The 15859-nt window shown below is 63.4% G+C and carries 14 protein-coding genes; 8 read left to right on the forward strand and 6 right to left on the reverse strand.

Features of this window, described 5'->3' with window-relative positions:
* Positions 1–281: 281 nt before the first annotated feature.
* Both CHB96_RS25440 and CHB96_RS25445 read right to left on the reverse strand, forming a co-directional pair.
* The gene (locus CHB96_RS25440; protein WP_089251569.1) at positions 282–1709 is read right to left on the reverse strand and encodes a 3,4-dihydroxy-2-butanone-4-phosphate synthase; all 1428 of its coding nucleotides are present in this window, start codon (positions 1707–1709) and stop codon (positions 282–284) included.
* 111 nt (positions 1710–1820) lie between these two features.
* A complete protein-coding gene (locus CHB96_RS25445) occupies positions 1821–2756 on the reverse strand; it encodes an alcohol dehydrogenase catalytic domain-containing protein (protein WP_089251571.1) in 936 nt (311 codons plus the stop codon).
* Between the two features lie 280 nt (positions 2757–3036).
* Here CHB96_RS25445 and CHB96_RS25450 point away from each other — a divergent pair, with 280 nt between their 5' ends.
* Both CHB96_RS25450 and CHB96_RS25455 read left to right on the forward strand, forming a co-directional pair.
* A complete protein-coding gene (locus CHB96_RS25450) occupies positions 3037–3378 on the forward strand; it encodes a DUF1801 domain-containing protein (RefSeq protein WP_089251573.1) in 342 nt (113 codons plus the stop codon).
* 49 nt (positions 3379–3427) lie between these two features.
* The gene (locus tag CHB96_RS25455; protein WP_089251575.1) at positions 3428–4306 is read left to right on the forward strand and encodes a DUF1295 domain-containing protein; all 879 of its coding nucleotides are present in this window, start codon (positions 3428–3430) and stop codon (positions 4304–4306) included.
* Positions 4307–4485: 179 nt separating this feature from the next.
* Here the strand turns inward: CHB96_RS25455 and CHB96_RS25460 are convergent, their stop codons facing one another.
* Complete coding sequence (locus tag CHB96_RS25460) at positions 4486–5133, reverse strand: PadR family transcriptional regulator (RefSeq protein ID WP_089251577.1); 648 nt, start codon at positions 5131–5133, stop codon at positions 4486–4488.
* 54 nt (positions 5134–5187) lie between these two features.
* Positions 5188–6492: a serine hydrolase domain-containing protein gene (locus tag CHB96_RS25465; protein WP_089251579.1), complete on the reverse strand. Its 1305-nt coding sequence runs from the start codon at positions 6490–6492 to the stop codon at positions 5188–5190.
* A 132-nt stretch (positions 6493–6624) separates the two neighbouring features.
* On the opposite strand from CHB96_RS25465, the gene CHB96_RS25470 reads away from it, so the two are divergent.
* Positions 6625–8208 carry a D-alanyl-D-alanine carboxypeptidase/D-alanyl-D-alanine-endopeptidase gene (locus tag CHB96_RS25470; RefSeq protein ID WP_089251581.1) on the forward strand — a complete coding sequence of 528 codons (1584 nt, stop codon included), beginning with the start codon at positions 6625–6627 and terminating at the stop codon, positions 8206–8208.
* A 43-nt stretch (positions 8209–8251) separates the two neighbouring features.
* On the opposite strand, the gene CHB96_RS25475 is transcribed toward CHB96_RS25470, so the two are convergent.
* Positions 8252–8812 (reverse strand): ATPase, encoded by a 561-nt coding sequence (locus tag CHB96_RS25475; RefSeq protein WP_089251583.1) that lies wholly within the window; start codon positions 8810–8812, stop codon positions 8252–8254.
* Entirely contained in the window at positions 8809–9186 is a 378-nt protein-coding gene (locus CHB96_RS25480) for a TA system antitoxin ParD family protein (protein WP_089251585.1), read from the reverse strand. Before CHB96_RS25480 ends, CHB96_RS25475 begins: the two co-directional genes overlap by 4 nt.
* A gap of 219 nt (positions 9187–9405) precedes the next feature.
* Between CHB96_RS25480 and CHB96_RS25485 the strand changes: the two genes are divergently transcribed.
* From CHB96_RS25485 to CHB96_RS25505, 5 genes are read left to right on the forward strand one after another with little or no spacing between them, the layout of a single operon-like run.
* On the forward strand, positions 9406–9750 hold the full coding sequence (locus CHB96_RS25485; protein ID WP_089251587.1) for an L-rhamnose mutarotase: 345 nt from the start codon (positions 9406–9408) through the stop codon (positions 9748–9750).
* A gap of 24 nt (positions 9751–9774) precedes the next feature.
* On the forward strand, positions 9775–11124 hold the full coding sequence (locus CHB96_RS25490; RefSeq protein ID WP_089251589.1) for an MFS transporter: 1350 nt from the start codon (positions 9775–9777) through the stop codon (positions 11122–11124).
* Positions 11121–12290: an L-rhamnose isomerase gene (gene rhaI, locus CHB96_RS25495; protein WP_089251591.1), complete on the forward strand. Its 1170-nt coding sequence runs from the start codon at positions 11121–11123 to the stop codon at positions 12288–12290. The genes CHB96_RS25490 and rhaI overlap by 4 nt, the downstream gene beginning before the upstream one ends.
* Position 12291: 1 nt before the next feature.
* Positions 12292–14352: a bifunctional aldolase/short-chain dehydrogenase gene (locus CHB96_RS25500; protein WP_089251638.1), complete on the forward strand. Its 2061-nt coding sequence runs from the start codon at positions 12292–12294 to the stop codon at positions 14350–14352.
* Between the two features lie 13 nt (positions 14353–14365).
* Positions 14366–15850 (forward strand): rhamnulokinase, encoded by a 1485-nt coding sequence (locus tag CHB96_RS25505; RefSeq protein ID WP_089251593.1) that lies wholly within the window; start codon positions 14366–14368, stop codon positions 15848–15850.
* Positions 15851–15859 lie beyond the last annotated feature (9 nt).

Genomic DNA, 15859 nt, shown 5'->3' on the forward strand with positions numbered 1-15859 from the left:
ATCTCCTGATCTGTTGTGATTTCCGAGCGTGTCGTGGCGGTGGCCCGCGTTGCATGCGCTGCCGGTCACGTCGGGCAAATAGAGCACCGGAAGTGATTCGGGGCCGAAACCCCATCGGTCACGGCCTGTGATCGGCCCCGCGACTTCCTCAGAGTAGGGGTGATGGGCGTCACTGTCAACTGTAACGTTGACGTTGATCAGAACCGATTCCGGACATGCGGAAATCGCGACGACCGAATTCGGTCGCCGCGATATCCGTTGCGCTGTAGATGTATTCCGTGTCAGAGAGTTCCGACGAGCGCGCGTGTGCGAATCACATCCGCGGACAGCGCCGCGATCAGTTCTTCCTTGGATGCGAAGGTGGTCTGCCCGCGCATCCAATGATCCAGTCGGACTTCGATAGTGACGCCGTAGAGGTCGCCGGAGAAGTCCAACAGATGGGCTTCCAGGAGCCGAACGCCGGACCTGCCGTAGAAGGTGGGGCGTCGTCCTACCGAAACTGCTGCTGCGACAACGGATCCATTCGGAAGCAGGCATCTTCCTGCCCAGACGCCATCCGCGACCGAATTGAACTCGTCGAGCTCGACGTTGGCTGTTCGAAAACCCAGTTCTCGACCTCGTTGGTCTCCGCGCACTACTTCTCCTGCGACGCGGCGGGGCTCGGGGGCTCCGGTTGCGTCGACCGGATGCCCGCCGATGCTCATCCCGAAATGCCACATCATCGTGCGCGCAGACGGCGGGAAATTACTGGGAGTCGATGTGCTGTAACCACATTCGCGCACTATCTCGACGAGATCGGCATCGGTGTCGGCCGGAACGACGGCGGCGTCGCTGTTCCTGTGACGCACGACGATGACTGTCCCGCCACCGTTCTCGGCCACCATGGTCAGTGCATCAGCGGCGATGTCACGTGAGAGGTGTGGCGCGGAATCTGTCTCGCGCTCGGCTCGTACCAGTGGGGCGGAGTTGTCCGGGAGAGTGTCCAACGAGTACGCAACGTATTCGATGCCGGACACATCGCTGGAAAAGCCGACGCAGTGGACCGGTCCGTATTCGGAGGGTCGTGCGACCGTGAACTGTGTCTGCAGATGTAGTTCGGTGATGCGTCGGTAGATCGCGACGTCTTCGACGGAGACGACGGCCAAGCCGTGCTCGGTTGCGAAGCTCGCGGCTTCGGTCGACTCGGCGATCTCGGTCGGGTCGTTCTGAGAGACGAGAGCAGTGAACGACCCAGCTCGCCGCAAGCCGGCGATGGTCGTCAGGTCGATGGTGGCTTCTGCTGCGCCTCGGCGCCCCAACACGCCGCCGTCCGCAGTCCGCACGGGAAGCACGTGCCCCGGTCTGGTGAACGTATCGACGGTGCTGGCATCCTCGGACAGAAGACGCAAGGTCCGTGCCCGGTCGGCTGCCGATATTCCAGTGCCGGGCCCGACCGCGTCCACGCTCACGGTGTACTCAGTGCCTGCGTGGTCGCGGTCTGCTCCGACCATGGTCGTCAACTGGAGTCGATCACACTCGGCGCTGGTCAGTGCTGCACAGACCAGCCCCGAGCCGTAGCGGACCAGGAATGCGACCGACTCGACTTCCGATTTCTCTGCGGCAACGACGAGATGTGCGTCGTCGTCCCGCCCGGCCCCGGTGAGCACAACCGGCCGACCGGCGCTCAGGTCCGCCAGGGCGCGCTGTACCCGAGTGGTTGGACAATCCATTGCTGGCCTCGATTCTCGGGGAACGATTCGTTCACTGTGACGAGCGTCGCAAACTTCCGATGCGGTGTCAACATCAACGTAGATATTGATCAGAGGCCGATATCGGCGGGGTCAGTACACCGCTATCAGCCGTGCATCCGCGGAACCTTCCTCGAGGCGATGCAGGCCGGCCGGAATGTCGTCGAACGTGATCTGTTCGGTGTTGGGGCGGACGGAGCCGTCGGCGAAGAGTTCGAGAATTGCCCGAGCCTCCTCTTTGGTTCCGTTGGACGAGCCGACGATCTGCACTTCCTTCATGGTGAGGTTCGGGATCGATATCGACGTGGTGTCCGAACCGAGGCCGACCTCGACGATTCGGCCTCCATGACGGATGGCGTCGACTGCGGAACCCAATGTGTTTCCGGCGCCTGCGAAGTCGATGATGAGGTCGAGTTCCTCGGACTCGAAGTCGCGGATATCCTTCGATATTGCGGTTGCGCCGAGTTCTGTTGCCGACGCCCATCTCGATTCGTTCAGCTCGGACACGTACACGGTTGCACCTGCAGCCAACGCGATCTGGACGCCGAAGAATCCGAGACCTCCGAAGCCGATGATTCCCACTTTCATGCCGGATTCGATCCGGCCTGCCGTGTGTACCGCGCGGTAAGCGGTGCGACCGGAACACGTTGCGGGCGCGGCGTCGCGGAACGAGAGTCCGTCGGGCAGCGTGACGGGCAATCGTGCCGGCACCACGACCTTCTGGGCGTAGCCGCCGTTGATCGCCGTTCCGGGGCCGTCCGTCGTCGCGGGAATGCCGATCCGGTCGCCCGCCGCGAACTCGGTCACGTTGGAACCGACCTCGACGACTGTTCCGACGATCTCGTGCCCCAGGGTGATCGGAACATGGCCGAGGAGGGACGTGATGGTGCCGTCCATGAATCCGATGTCGGAGTGGCACAGGCCGACCGCCCCTGTTTCGACGAGGACATCGTCGGGCCCGGGGGTTGGATCTTCGGACTCCACCTTTGTGAGCGGTTCGCCGACCGCTGTGAACTGCCAAGCCTTCATGTGTGTCAGCCTTTCCTCGTGTCAGCGCTTCTGCGGGCGGAGACGTGCTGTGCCGCTGAGGTATTCGTCCGTCCGGCAGAAGAAAGTGACGAGCGACTCGGGGGAACTGTAGGCCTGACCCGACCATCACGTCAACATCGGAGTTGATAATCGGCTGGGGTGCATGACTGTAGCGAACAGGGGCGGGACTCCACCGGGGCCGACCCCGCGAGCGTCGCGCTTCGGCGGATCTCACTAGCTCGCTCCCGGTGAGCCGGGCATCGCATTAAGGTGATCGTTCATGAGCGAAGACTGGCGAACCGAGACCGTATCCAAGATCCGGACATTGATCGAGGCCGCAGCTCCAGGTGTCACCGAGGAAGCGAAGTGGAAGAAGGCGTCCAATCCCGACGGCGTCCCGACCTTCACCCTCGACGGGCTCATCTGCACGGTCGAAACTTACAAGGACAAGGTGAAGGTGACGTTCGCGAAGGGCGCATCGCTCGACGATCCGTCCCACGTGTTCAACGCCAGTCTCGACGCCGGTACACGTCGGGCCGTCGACATCCGCGAGAGCGACCCGCTGGATTCCAGGGCTTTCTCCGCCCTGATCGCCAGCGCGGTCGAGCTCAACAAGCGCTGACGGGTCCAATTCGCCCAGGTGCGCGTCGGGAGCGAACTACAGTGCTTCCATGAGTCGGGGCGCGTCGCTCGGTCGAGTCGCGGCGGCGTATGTCGTGGCCGTGGCCGCGGGTTTGGCGTGGCTCGTGTGGGGTCCGGAGACCGGCCAGCTCTGGCTCGACACCGTGATCGCAGATCTGATCGCAACGTTCGTGATCTTCGTGGCCAGTCGGATCTATCGCAATTCCAGCTTCTACGACGCATATTGGAGCGTCATTCCGCCTCTCTTGGCGCTGTATTGGTGGTTCGACTCAGGAGCAAGAGTCGACGACGCCCGGTGGTGGCTGATGATGTCGATCATGTTGGCGTGGTCGGTGCGGCTCACAGGTAACTGGGCTGTAAGCTTTTCCGGTCTCCACCAAGAGGATTGGCGTTACCCACTACTCCGCGCGCGTGCGGGGCGATTCGAGTTCGTCGCGGATCTTCTTGGCATTCATGTCTTTCCGACCCTCCAGGTGTTCGCCGGACTGATTCCCGTGTACGTCGTCGTGACGCGCACCGATGAGCCGCTCGGTGTGCTCGACGTCGTCGCATTCGTCGTCGGCATCGGTGCGCTGAGTATCGAGACGATCGCCGATCTGCAGATGCGATGCTTCGTGGCCGCCGGGTCGTCGGGGCAGATCATGGAGAGTGGTCTCTGGTCGTGGTCGCGGCACCCGAACTACTTCGGAGAGTTCGGAGTGTGGCTGTCGTTCGGGCTGTTCGGATTGGCCGCCGATCCAGGTACGTGGTGGGTGCTGTCGGGCGCCGCAGTGATGCTGCTGATGTTCCAGTTCGTGAGTATTCCGATGATGGAACAGCGAAATCTCCAGCGCCGGCCCTCATACCGCGATGTCATCAGCCGGGTGCCGCGATTCGTCCCACGTCCGCCGCGGAGAGTGTCTGCGTAAGTTAGTTTCGTGCAACATATTTCGGGACGGAGTGCACAGTCTCGTCCAGAAGCGACGGGATTCCGTCAGTTCTGGGCGATCGTGTGCAACGAGTTTCGCAGCACCACCGCGCCCTGGCGCCTACCAGTCGTGGACGGACCGTCAGATCCCGGTGGTTGTGCTGGAGCCGGAGGCCTAAGTCAAGGGGTCGACGTGCCGGGGGCGTAGACGGCCGACTTCGCGAGAATCTCGCGGTTGCGCTCGTGACTGCTGGTGGCCGGGGCGACGGTGTCGGGCCACTCCTCGATTTCGGTGAGCGCCCACTCCGCCCATTCGACGATGTGTGTGAAGTGCCCGATCATGAAGTTGTTGGCGAGCGCCATGAGGTGTTCCCGCTCGGGGAAGGTTCCGCCGTCGGTTTCCCTGATCGTGTTCGCGTGGATGCCGAACAGACTGCGGCTCGACGCCGCCTGATCGCGCATGGTCAGGAGGTTGTTGCGCAGATCGTCGATGCTTCCCTGCTCGGCGACGAGTACGCGAATCATGCCTTCGAACTCGAGTGCGGAGGGCCGCGAACCCGTCGATAACCACGACACCAATGCGTCGCGACCCTCCGTCGTGATCGAGTAGACCGTTCGGTTGCGCGCGCCCACGGCCTGGTTGGTGGAGGTGACCAGGCCGAGGTCGAGCAACTTCTTGGGTGCGTTGTAGCTCTGCCTGTCTGCGCGCGGCCACAGTTCACCGATGCCTTTGGCGAAGTGTTCTGCGATTTCGTAGGCCGACCAATCCCGCGACACCAGCAATCCGAGGATCACGTACGACGTCGTGTTCAGGTCGTCACGAGCCACGCTGCTTCTCCCTCCGATGCTTACCGAGCCGAAGGGTCAAGCCTAGTGAACGGTTCAGTTACCGTCCGCTTCACCCACTTGGTCGATGTCGTCGGCCGTGTCGTCGTTGTCGTTGCCGCCGGACTGCGCGTAGACGTACGGAATCAAGTCCATCGCCAGTCGTGCTGCTGGGGCATTGCCGTCGGCAGTGGGTGCGAGGTTGCCCCAGATGATCATCGTGACGTCGTTGACGGGGTCGTATCCCATGAACGAGTTGTAGCCTGGCACCTCACCGGTGTGACCGTAGAGCGGACCCATCTGCGCGAGGCCGTAGCCGTATCCGGCGGCACCGGGCGAGTCCGGGTCGGTCGGCAGCACGCTGTCCATCCGCAACTTCTGGGTGCTGTCGTCGAGAAAGTCGCCCTTCACCATCGCCTGCACCCATGTGGCGAGTTCGTTAGCCGTCGAGATGCCCTGTCCCGCAGCCCAAGTCCACGACGGGTTGTCGTTGGTCGTGTCCCGCGGCTGCAACGACCCCGACTCGATCTCCGCCAGCCTTTCCGGGGACAGTGATTCCTTGCCTTCGCCGAGAGTCTCGATATTGCCGCTGTAGGTGTATCCCCTGCTGAAAGGCGCTGGGATTGCGGTATCGGTGTTTGCGGGGAACGACGTTCCGGACAGGTTCAACGTCGAGAAGAATCGATCCTGGAATATCTGTTCGATGGCCCTGCCGTCGAGCTGTTCTGCGATCAAGCCGAGGAGCACGGTGTTGGTGTTGGAGTAGTGCCACCCTTCACCGGGCGGGAAGTACGGCGGATTCGAGATCCCTAGTGCGACGAGTTCCTCTGGTGCCCAGACTTTTCCGGGATCCTCGTCCATGGCCTGGTTGATCTCGACGGTCTCGGTGTAGTTGTAGAGCCCGCTGCGCATGTCCAGCAACTGCCCGATGGTGATGTTCTCGCCGTTCGGCACTTCGGGGCGATACTTGCTCACAGGGTCGTCGACGGACAGCTTGCCCTCCTGGACCATCTGCAGGATCGCCGTTCCCGTCCACGTCTTGGTGTTGGATCCGATGCGCATCCTCGTGTCGAGCGACGGCGCCTCGCTACCTCCCGATTCCGTTGCGCCCCAGGTGTTCACGTACTTTCCGTCGGGCGTTTCGATGAGTACGACCATGCCGATCTCTCGAAAACCGGTCGCGGTCTGCTCGACGACGGAATCCATGGCATCGGTGTCGAACGGAACCAGAGCGCTGTCGGGGGCTTGCGTCGTCGACGAAGATCCCGAAGTTTCCGTGTCCGACGAGCATGAAGCGGCGAACGTGACCGCCGCGAGCACCGCTGCCAGTGCAGCGCGCCTACGTCTGGGGGAGGTGGACATCGAGGACTCCTGCGTGAGTAGAAGGGCGACGTTCGTGAAATGTACCTGCGAAGTGCATGTTGCAGTGTGCAAATTGCAGTATTGTCCCGTTTCGGGTGAAAGTACAGATTTCAAGCGAAAGTCGGGTACACGATGACCGTCGGGAAATATCTCGCCCTTGCCGCTGTCGGCGTGCTGCTGGTCGCGGCCTGCTCGAACGACGCGACCGCGTCGGAAACCACGGGATCGGTCGGAACGCTCCCGCCCGAGGCCGTCGACATCATGCAGACCGAGCCGTACACGACCGCTCGGTGGCCCTACCTCGTCGTCGATCCTGCGACGGACGAGGTGATCTACAGCAGCGAGGCGGACAAGCGCATGTTGCTGGCGTCGCAGACGAAGCACTTCACGGTCGGCACCGTGTACGACGAGCTCGGCGCCGACCGCCGCGTCACCACTCCGGTCTACGCGACGGCCGCGCCGTCGGGAGGAACGCTCACCGGCGACCTGGTGCTCGTGGGCTCGGGTGACCTTGCGTTGGGAGGTCGCGGTGCGTCGGAAGGAAAGTTCGAATTCGCGACCGACGGGATCGATCACGTGTATGCCGACGCTCTTCCCGGCGCGGTGTTGGCGCCCGGTGACCCGTTGGCCGGACTGAACGACCTTGCTCGTCAGGTCGCGGCGTCGGGAGTGAACCGTATCGACGGCGACGTGCTCGTCGACGCACGGCTGTGGGAGACGTACTCCACGGTCGAGGGGCTCGTGCCGTCGATCTTCGTCAACGACAACCTCGTCGACATCCAGGCAAGTCCGGGCTCGCCCGGTGAACCCGCGTCGATCGAGATGCTGCCCGGCAACGGGCTTTTCACGCTCGATGCGCAGGTGACGACCGGTGCTGCAGACAGTGATTCGACCCTGGCGGTCGAGGCGGACGCGGTCGACCCCACGCTGATCCGCGTCAGCGGTTCCGTGCCTGCGGGCAAGACGTCGCTCACCGTCTTCCGCATCACCGACGCGGAGAGTTGGGCGCGACAGTTGTTCGTGGAAGCGCTCCAACGCAACGGGGTTACCGTCTCGTCGACGTCGAGAGTCAACGATGCAGCGTCGTTGCCGGCCAGCGACGGTTATCAGGATGCCCTGAGGCTCGCGAGCCTCGAGTCCGCGCCGCTCGGTGAATCCGGCGGAATGATTCTCGCGACGAGCTACAACACCGGCGCCAATACCTTCCTGTGTCTCCTGGCAGTCGAGCTCGGATCGGACAACTGCGAGGACGGACTGCCGACGGTTCGCGCGTTGGCCGACGAAGCAGGCGTCCCGGCAACGGATCTGGTGATCACCGACGGGCAGGGCGGCGACCCGTCGTCGGCGACCCCGCAGGCGATCATCACGTGGTTGAAGTGGGTCGATGAGCAACCCTGGGCGGACACGTTCTGGGCAGGCCAGCCGATACTCGGGGAGCGCGGCTCGCTGGTGGGCGTCGGGGTCGACAGTCCGGCGAAGGGGCTGGTCGTCGGCAAGACCGGCACATCGGCCGACGTCGAACCGGTGACCGAGAGGCTCTTCATCAATCTGCAAGCACTGTCGGGCTATTTCGACGTCGGCGACGGGCGGCGACTGCTGTTCGTCGTCGGAGTCATGGGAGCGGTTTTCCCGGACTTGCCACGTGGGGTGTTCCAGGTGGGCGACGACGTCGGGATGGTCGCGGCGGCGATGCAGCAGGCGCAAGCCGCCGAATGAACCCCTCGTGAGTGTTTATGTATAGAGGGGTATACATGAACACTCACGAGAGGGTGGGCGCCCAAGCAGGCCAAGAACTTTCGCCGACGAGGTCGCCTTCCACGAACTTGGCCGAAATCCGCGTGATATCGGGGGCGGAGTTGTCGTACACCGTCGCGTGGTCCGAACGCCGGATAGCTTCGGCGACCAGCGGCCACAGGCGATCGAACCGTTCGTGGATCTTGTCCTCCGGAACATGATGTCCGCCTTCGGTCACGCGGACGGCGACGCGAGCGACGGACAGTTCGACGGGGACCATGATCACGTGCAGAACGACGACATAACCGGCGCGACGGGCCGCGTCGACGAGCTCCAGTTTCGACGGATGCGAGAACACCGTCTCGGCGATGAACGATTCACCCTGTGCGACAAGGCTGTTCCTGATATCGGCGGCGATTCGCGCAGCTTCGTACGAATGCTCCTCCGGTGATTCCGGCCAACGCTCCTTCGCGATGACGTCGGCGTTGACGAACACGCTCCCCGGGAGAAGAGGCGCAAGGCGCTGCTCGACGAAGGTCGTCTTCCCCGAACCGTTGGGGCCGACGACGAGATCGAGCCGTCTCACAGAACGATCTGGGTGCCGTCAGGTAGGTGCTTCACGACGCGTCCCTGCTCGTCGAGAGATACCGTTGCGCGTCCTTGCGCAGCACGATCCGCAACGTGATTGCCCGTGGCCAGCGACTCTTCGAGGGCGGTGGCAATTTCTGCGTTGAACACGACGCCCTCCTCCTCGGACAGCGCGCTCAGGGGCGTGCGCCCGGCAAGTGCGGCTTCGACGCGTTTGCGGGCCACCTGGCGTTGGTTCGACACTTCGCGTCCGACGCGCGCCCAGTGCTCGAGCTGTTGGCGAGCCGACCGATTCTCGCGTTCGCCCTCAGCGGCGGCGGCGTCGACCAGCTCGGACGAGAACCGGGTGACCCTGTCTGCGACGTTCGTCATGACTTGCTCCTCGTATCCGCACGTCACCCGAGTGTAGCAATCTGCTACGGGCCTAGCGTCCCCCAGGTTTCGTGATCGATCAAGCGTCGTACGCAAGCTGGAGAAGTATCGAAGGTCTTGACGGGTCACACAACCGGGCCCTACTGTGAGCCAGGCCACTGATTGAAACGTTTCAATTCAATCGATGGTGGTTCACCCCTACATCGCCGAAGAGGTCCCATGTCCGTCGAATCCGACACCCGCGCGCTGCACAAGGTCTGCTTCCTGTTGAAGCTCAGGCCGGAGCGAGTGCAGGACTATCTCGCTGCACACGAGCACGTGTGGCCGGAGATGCTCGACGCGCTGCGCACCGCCGGATGGAAGAACTACTCGTTGTTTCTTCGCGTCGACGACGGATTGGTCGTCGGATACGTCGAATCCGAGGATCCTGAAGCGATGACTGCCGCGATGAGCGCCACCGACGTCGACGCCCGCTGGCAGCGAACCATGGCCGAGTACTTCGAACCGGCAGCGCGTCCCGACGCCCCACTCGAATTTCTGACGCACTACTTCCACCTTCCCTGACCCTCACCCCTCCCCGGAGCTCTCATGAAGATCGGCGCCAAGTCCACCACCGGGTGGCGCGCGACCATATCGGTCGCGATGAGCAACTACATCGAGGCTGGATCGATCATCGCGATCGCCACGTCTCTGACGTTGTGGCAAGACGAGTTCGGCATCAGCAACCTGGCAGTCGGTTTGCTTGCGGCGTTCAGCGCCAACGCATTCGGCGCTGCCATCGGTGCCGGAATCGGCGGACCGCTGTGCGACCGGTACGGCCGCAAGGCGATCTACACCTACGACCTCATGGTTTACATGGTCGGCGTGCTTATCGCAGCGTTCGCGATGAACTTCGCGATGCTCCTGACGGCTTTCGTCATCACCGGCGTTGCCGTCGGAGCCGGTGTTCCGGCGTCGTGGACGTACATCGCCGAGCAGGCACCGTCCCGTGAACGAGCCAGACACGTCGGAACCGCCCAATTGGCGTGGTCCGTCGGCCCGTTCATCGGGTTCGCCCTCGCAGCGCTGCTCGCACCACTGGATCTGCTCGGATCTCGCATCATCTTCATGCACTTGTTCGTCGTCGCCGCAGTCGTGTGGTGGATTCGCCAGGGGCTGCCCGAATCGGTGATCTGGAAGAACGAAACGAACGACACCGCAGGCGCGGCCGCACGCGAAAAGACCTTCGGCGCTGCAGGACTCAAGGGTCTGTTCACGAAGCGAGTCAACATCACAGCCCTGCTGGTGCTCATCGGAATCTACGGCTTCTGGAATACCGTCGCAGGCCAGGCGGGCATCTTCATGCCCCGTGTCTACGAAAGCGCGGGAGTGGAAAGTGCCGTCGAGCAGAATCTGCTGCAGGTTCTCGTCTGGGGCTGCACTGTTGCGGCAACGTATTTCGGATTCATGAAGTATGCCGACCGTATCTCCCAGCGACTGCTGTACTCGATCGGCGCAGTTCTCGGCATCGCAGCGTGGGCGATTCTGGTGTTCTTCACGGATGCAGGCATGCCGACCCTACTGATCTTCGCCATCACATGGGGCGTCGCGAGCGGAATCGGCGCGCAGGCCTTCTACAGCCTTTGGGCAAGTGAACTGTTCGCGACGCCGTACCGCGCAAGTGCACAGGGCTTCATGTTCTTCATCGTCCGCACCGCGACCGGTCTGCTCAGCTACTTCTTCCCGACGCTCCTCGCTGCCACCGGTCTCACCACCGTCGGCCTCCTGCTCATCGGACTGCTCACCGTCGCGTTCGTCATCGGTGCAGTCTTCGCCCCCAACACGCGCGGAAAGTCTCTGCCCGAGATCGAGATCGAGCGCTACGGCACCGTCGTCTCCGACAACCTGACCACCGATATCACCGAGACCGCGAGTCCCACCCCGGAGCGTGCACTGTGACCACCCATACTGTCCAACCCGAGAGCATTCTCGACGCCCTGGCGATCGAACTTCCGTCGTGGGCGTTCGGCAACTCCGGCACGCGCTTCAAAGTGTTCGGGACCCTCGGCACGCCCCGAACGATTCACGAGAAGATCGCCGACGCGGCCACCGTGCACCGGTTGACCGGATTGGCTCCTGCTGTCGCACTGCATATTCCGTGGGATCTGGTCGACAGCTTCACCGATCTGAAGGCCTACGCAGCGGATCAGGGTGTGCGTCTCGGAACGGTCAACTCCAACACTTTCCAGGACGACGAGTACAAGTTCGGCAGCCTGACCCACACCGACAAGACTGTGCGGCAGAAGGCGATCGATCACCACATTCGCTGCCTCGACATCATGACCGAGATCGGATCCCAGGATCTGAAGGTCTGGTTGGCGGACGGTACGAACTACCCGGGCCAGGGTGACATCCGTGGACGTCAGGATCGGTTGGCGGAGTCGCTGGCTGCGATCTATCAGCACGTCGGCGAGGGTCAGCGACTGGTGCTCGAATACAAGTTCTTCGAGCCCGCGTTCTACGTCACCGATGTTCCGGACTGGGGAACCTCGTACGCTCACACCGTCGCACTCGGTGATCGCGCAGCAGTATGTCTCGACACCGGCCATCATGCGCCCGGGACCAACATCGAGTTCATCGTCGCGCAGCTGCTGCGTCTCGGGAAGCTCGGATCGTTCGACTTCAACTCACGCTTCTACGCCGACGACGACCTCATCGTCGGCGCGGCAGATCCGTTCCAGCTCTTCAGGATTCTGTTCGAGGTCATTCGCGGCGGCGGGCTTTCGCCCGAGTCGGATCTGGCTCTGATGCTCGACCAGTGCCACAACGTCGAGGCAAAGATCCCCGGCCAGATCCGGTCGGTACTCAACGTGCAGGAGATGACGCTGCGTGCGGCGCTCGTCGACACCGCAGCTCTGACGGCAGCCCAGGAAGCAGGAGATGTGTTGGGTGCCAACGGCATCTTCATGGATGCGTTCTACACCGACGTGCGCCCGCAACTCGCGTCGTGGCGTGAATCCCGCGGACTCCCGGCCGATCCGATGCGCGCGTTCGCCGAATCGGGATACCAGCAGCAAATCGAGACCGACCGCGTCGGCGGCACCCAGACCTCCTGGGGTGCATGACATGACTACGCAGAAGGAAGATCTCACGATGAACCCGACCGTGGCCGCCCTGTTGGCCCGATCGAATCGCCTCGGGTCCGACCCGAGCAACACCAACTACGCAGGCGGGAACACCTCCGCCAAGGGAACCGACGTCGATCCTGTGACCGGGGCAGACATAGACCTCATGTGGGTCAAGGGATCTGGCGGCGACCTGGGAACACTCACCGAGCAGGGGCTCGCGGTACTGCGCCTCGACCGACTGCGCTCGCTCGTCGACGTCTACCCTGGCATCGACCGCGAAGACGAGATGGTCGCCGCATTCGACTACACCCTGCACGGCCGGGGAGGTGCGGCGCCGTCGATCGACACCGCGATGCACGGACTCGTCGACGCCCCGCACGTCGACCATCTGCATCCCGACTCCGGTATCGCGATCGCCACGGCTGCCGACGGCCCCGAGTTGACGCGAAAGATCTACGGCGACACCGTCGTCTGGGTTCCCTGGCGTCGACCCGGATTTCAACTCGGACTGGACATCTCGGAAATCAAGGCCGCGAATCCTCAGGCTATCGGGTGCATCCTCGGTGGCCACGGCATCACAGCGTGGGGTGAGACGTCCGACGACGCAGAGGCCAATTCCCTCGAGATCATCCGTGCAGCGGAGGCGTATCTCGCCGAGAACGGAACGGCCGAACCGTTCGGTGCGCCGCTCGTCGGTTACGCTGCACTGCCGGACGCCGAACGTCGCGCGAAAGCAGCAGCCTTGGCTCCTCACATTCGTGGGTTCGCCTCGACCGATGAGGCGAAGGTAGGCCACTTCACGGATTCGCCTGTGGTGCTGGACTTCCTGGCCGCAACCGAACATCCGCGTCTGGCTGCGCTCGGCACCAGTTGCCCCGACCACTTCCTGCGCACCAAGGTCAAACCGCTCGTCCTCGACTTGCCTGCCGATGCGACCGTCGAACAGTCCGTCGAGCGTCTGCAGACGCTGCACGAGGCGTACCGCAAGGACTACCAGGCGTATTACGAGCGCTTCGCGACCGAGGAGTCACCCGCGATGCGCGGCGCAGACCCGGCGATCGTGCTCGTTCCCGGTGTCGGCATGTTCAGCTTCGGCGCGAACAAGCAGACCGCCCGCGTGGCAGGCGAGTTCTACGTCAACGCGATCAACGTGATGCGCGGCGCGGAGTCGGTGTCGACGTACAGTCCCATCGACGAATCCGAGAAGTTTCGTATCGAGTACTGGGCGCTCGAAGAGGCCAAGCTCGCACGCATGCCCAAGCCCAAGCCGCTTGCGACGCGTATCGCGCTGGTCACCGGGGCCGCGTCGGGAATCGGAAAAGCGATTGCCCGACGTCTCGCAGCAGAAGGCGCGTGCGTCGTCATCGCGGATCTGGACGAGCAGAAGGCTTCCGACGTTGCGGCCGAGATCGGCAGTACGGATGTCGCGATCGGTGTTCGCGCCGACGTCACCGACGAAGCGGCCGTCAAGGCGGCCGTCGACGCGACCGTCCTTGCGTTCGGTGGTATCGACCTCGTCGTGAACAACGCGGGCCTGTCGTTGTCGAAGCCGCTGCTGGAAACGACTGTCGCGGACTGGGATCTGCAGCACGACGTCATGGCACGTGGTTCGTTCCTCGTCTCGAAGTCTGCTGCTGCGGCGCTGATCGCGCAGAAGATGGGCGGCGACATTCTCTACATCTCGTCCAAGAACTCCGTGTTCGCCGGGCCGAACAACATCGCGTACTCCGCGACGAAGGCCGATCAGGCGCATCAGGTTCGACTCCTCGCAGCCGAGCTCGGTGAGCACGGAGTCAAGGTCAACGGCATCAATCCGGACGGGGTCGTGCAGGGTTCGGGCATCTTCGCTGCAGGCTGGGGCGCCTCGCGTGCCGCGGTCTACGGCGTCGACGAGAAGGATCTGGGCAAGTTCTACGCACAACGCACGCTGCTGAAGCGGGAAGTGCTGCCGGAGAACATCGCCAACGCCGCATTTGCACTGTGCACGTCCGACTTCTCGCACACGACGGGTCTGCACATACCTGTCGACGCAGGTGTTGCAGCCGCGTTCCTCCGATGAAGCGGATACCGAAATGAGCACAGGTCAGGTTGCCGCCGTCGACCTCGGCGCGACGAGTGGTCGCGTCGTGGTCGGCACTGTCGGCACCGATTCGTCCGGTCGTGACGTGCTGGATCTCGACGTCGTCGCACGTTTTCCCAACGAACCGCTCCGGTTGTGGAACGGGAGCAGGGCAGCGCTGCACACGGATGTGCCCGCGCTGTTCGGGCATGTCAGGAAAGGACTCGCCGACGCAGCTCGTACCGCCGACCTGGTGAGCATCGGAATCGACTCGTGGGCAGTCGATTACGGTCTTCTGCGTGGCGGTCGGCTACTAGGTCTGCCGCATCACTACCGGGACGAGCGGTCCGAACGTGGGGTCGAACTGGTCGAGTCGGTCGTGAGCCGCGCAGAGTTGTTCGACCGCAATGGATTACAGTTCCTTCCGTTCAACACCGTGTACCAGTTGGCGGTCGACCGCGCGGACGGGATGCTCGAGCTCGCCGATCGGGCCCTTCTGGTCCCGGATCTCGTCGCGTATTGGCTCACCGGTCGTGAGGTGACCGAACGGACCAACGCGTCGACGACGGGCGTGTTCGGTACCGACGGGGTGCTCGACACCGACCTGCTGGCTCGACTGGGTATCGCGCCGTCGCTGTTCGCCGGCGTCGTCGATCCGGGTACGGCGCTCGGCCCCGTGCTTCCCGGATTCCTCGGCGCCCCGACGACAGCGATGGTGACGGCCGTTGGGTCGCACGACACCGCATCGGCAGTTGCAGCGGTCCCAATGAATCCCGACAACGCCGTCTACATATCCTGCGGCACATGGGGACTGGTGGGTGCAGAGACGTCAGGCCCCGTGCTGAACACTCGCGTACGTGAGGCCGGGTTCACGAACGAAGCCGGTGTCGACGGGCGAAACAGGTTGCTGCACAACGTGATGGGGCTGTGGCTGCTGTCCGAGACGGTGCGGGAGTGGAGTCGGGTGGACGGCGCCCCTGTCGATCTGTCCGACTTGCTTGCCGCTGCGGCTCAGTGCCCTGCGCCCGCACATGTCTTCGACGCGGACGACCCGGTGTTCCTTCCGCGCGGCGACATGCCACAGCGGATTCGCGCGTGGTACTCCGAACGGGGCCTCGCTGAGCCGTCGTCGCGCATCGAGATGGTCCGTGCGATCGTCGAGTCGCTGGCCGCGGCATTTGCGGAAGCGGTGCGCGACGCGGCGTCGCTCGCGGGGATATCGCTGCAGCAGGTCCACGTGGTTGGTGGCGGGGCGCAGAACTCGCTGCTGTGCGGAATTCTCGCGGACCGACTCGGCATCAATGTGCTGGCGGGACCCGTCGAGGCGACAGCATTGGGTAACGTGCTGGTACAGGCACGGACCCACGGCTTGATCTCCGGTGATCTCGATCGGTTGCGTCGCATCGTCTGGGCGACGTTCCCTCCGGAGCGGCACGAACCAGCGGCACGACGCCTGTCCCGACAGCGGGCGCACACAGACCGGGCGCGAACAGCATGAACGAGAGAG

The organism is Rhodococcoides kyotonense, assembly GCF_900188125.1.
In the GTDB taxonomy this organism is placed as follows: domain Bacteria; phylum Actinomycetota; class Actinomycetes; order Mycobacteriales; family Mycobacteriaceae; genus Rhodococcoides; species Rhodococcoides kyotonense.

What these genes read in the sequence shown, in the direction of transcription:
- CHB96_RS25440 (WP_089251569.1), bottom strand. Translation starts at nt 1,709, where the DNA reads ATGGATTGTCCAACCACTCGGGTACAGCGCGCCCTGGCGGACCTGAGC.
- CHB96_RS25480 (WP_089251585.1), bottom strand. Translation starts at nt 9,186, where the DNA reads ATGACGAACGTCGCAGACAGGGTCACCCGGTTCTCGTCCGAGCTGGTC.
- CHB96_RS25465 (WP_089251579.1), bottom strand. Translation starts at nt 6,492, where the DNA reads ATGTCCACCTCCCCCAGACGTAGGCGCGCTGCACTGGCAGCGGTGCTC.
- CHB96_RS25485 (WP_089251587.1), top strand. Translation starts at nt 9,406, where the DNA reads ATGTCCGTCGAATCCGACACCCGCGCGCTGCACAAGGTCTGCTTCCTG.
- CHB96_RS25470 (WP_089251581.1), top strand. Translation starts at nt 6,625, where the DNA reads ATGACCGTCGGGAAATATCTCGCCCTTGCCGCTGTCGGCGTGCTGCTG.
- CHB96_RS25450 (WP_089251573.1), top strand. Translation starts at nt 3,037, where the DNA reads ATGAGCGAAGACTGGCGAACCGAGACCGTATCCAAGATCCGGACATTG.
- CHB96_RS25505 (WP_089251593.1), top strand. Translation starts at nt 14,366, where the DNA reads ATGAGCACAGGTCAGGTTGCCGCCGTCGACCTCGGCGCGACGAGTGGT.
- CHB96_RS25490 (WP_089251589.1), top strand. Translation starts at nt 9,775, where the DNA reads ATGAAGATCGGCGCCAAGTCCACCACCGGGTGGCGCGCGACCATATCG.
- CHB96_RS25455 (WP_089251575.1), top strand. Translation starts at nt 3,428, where the DNA reads ATGAGTCGGGGCGCGTCGCTCGGTCGAGTCGCGGCGGCGTATGTCGTG.
- CHB96_RS25445 (WP_089251571.1), bottom strand. Translation starts at nt 2,756, where the DNA reads ATGAAGGCTTGGCAGTTCACAGCGGTCGGCGAACCGCTCACAAAGGTG.
- CHB96_RS25500 (WP_089251638.1), top strand. Translation starts at nt 12,292, where the DNA reads ATGACTACGCAGAAGGAAGATCTCACGATGAACCCGACCGTGGCCGCC.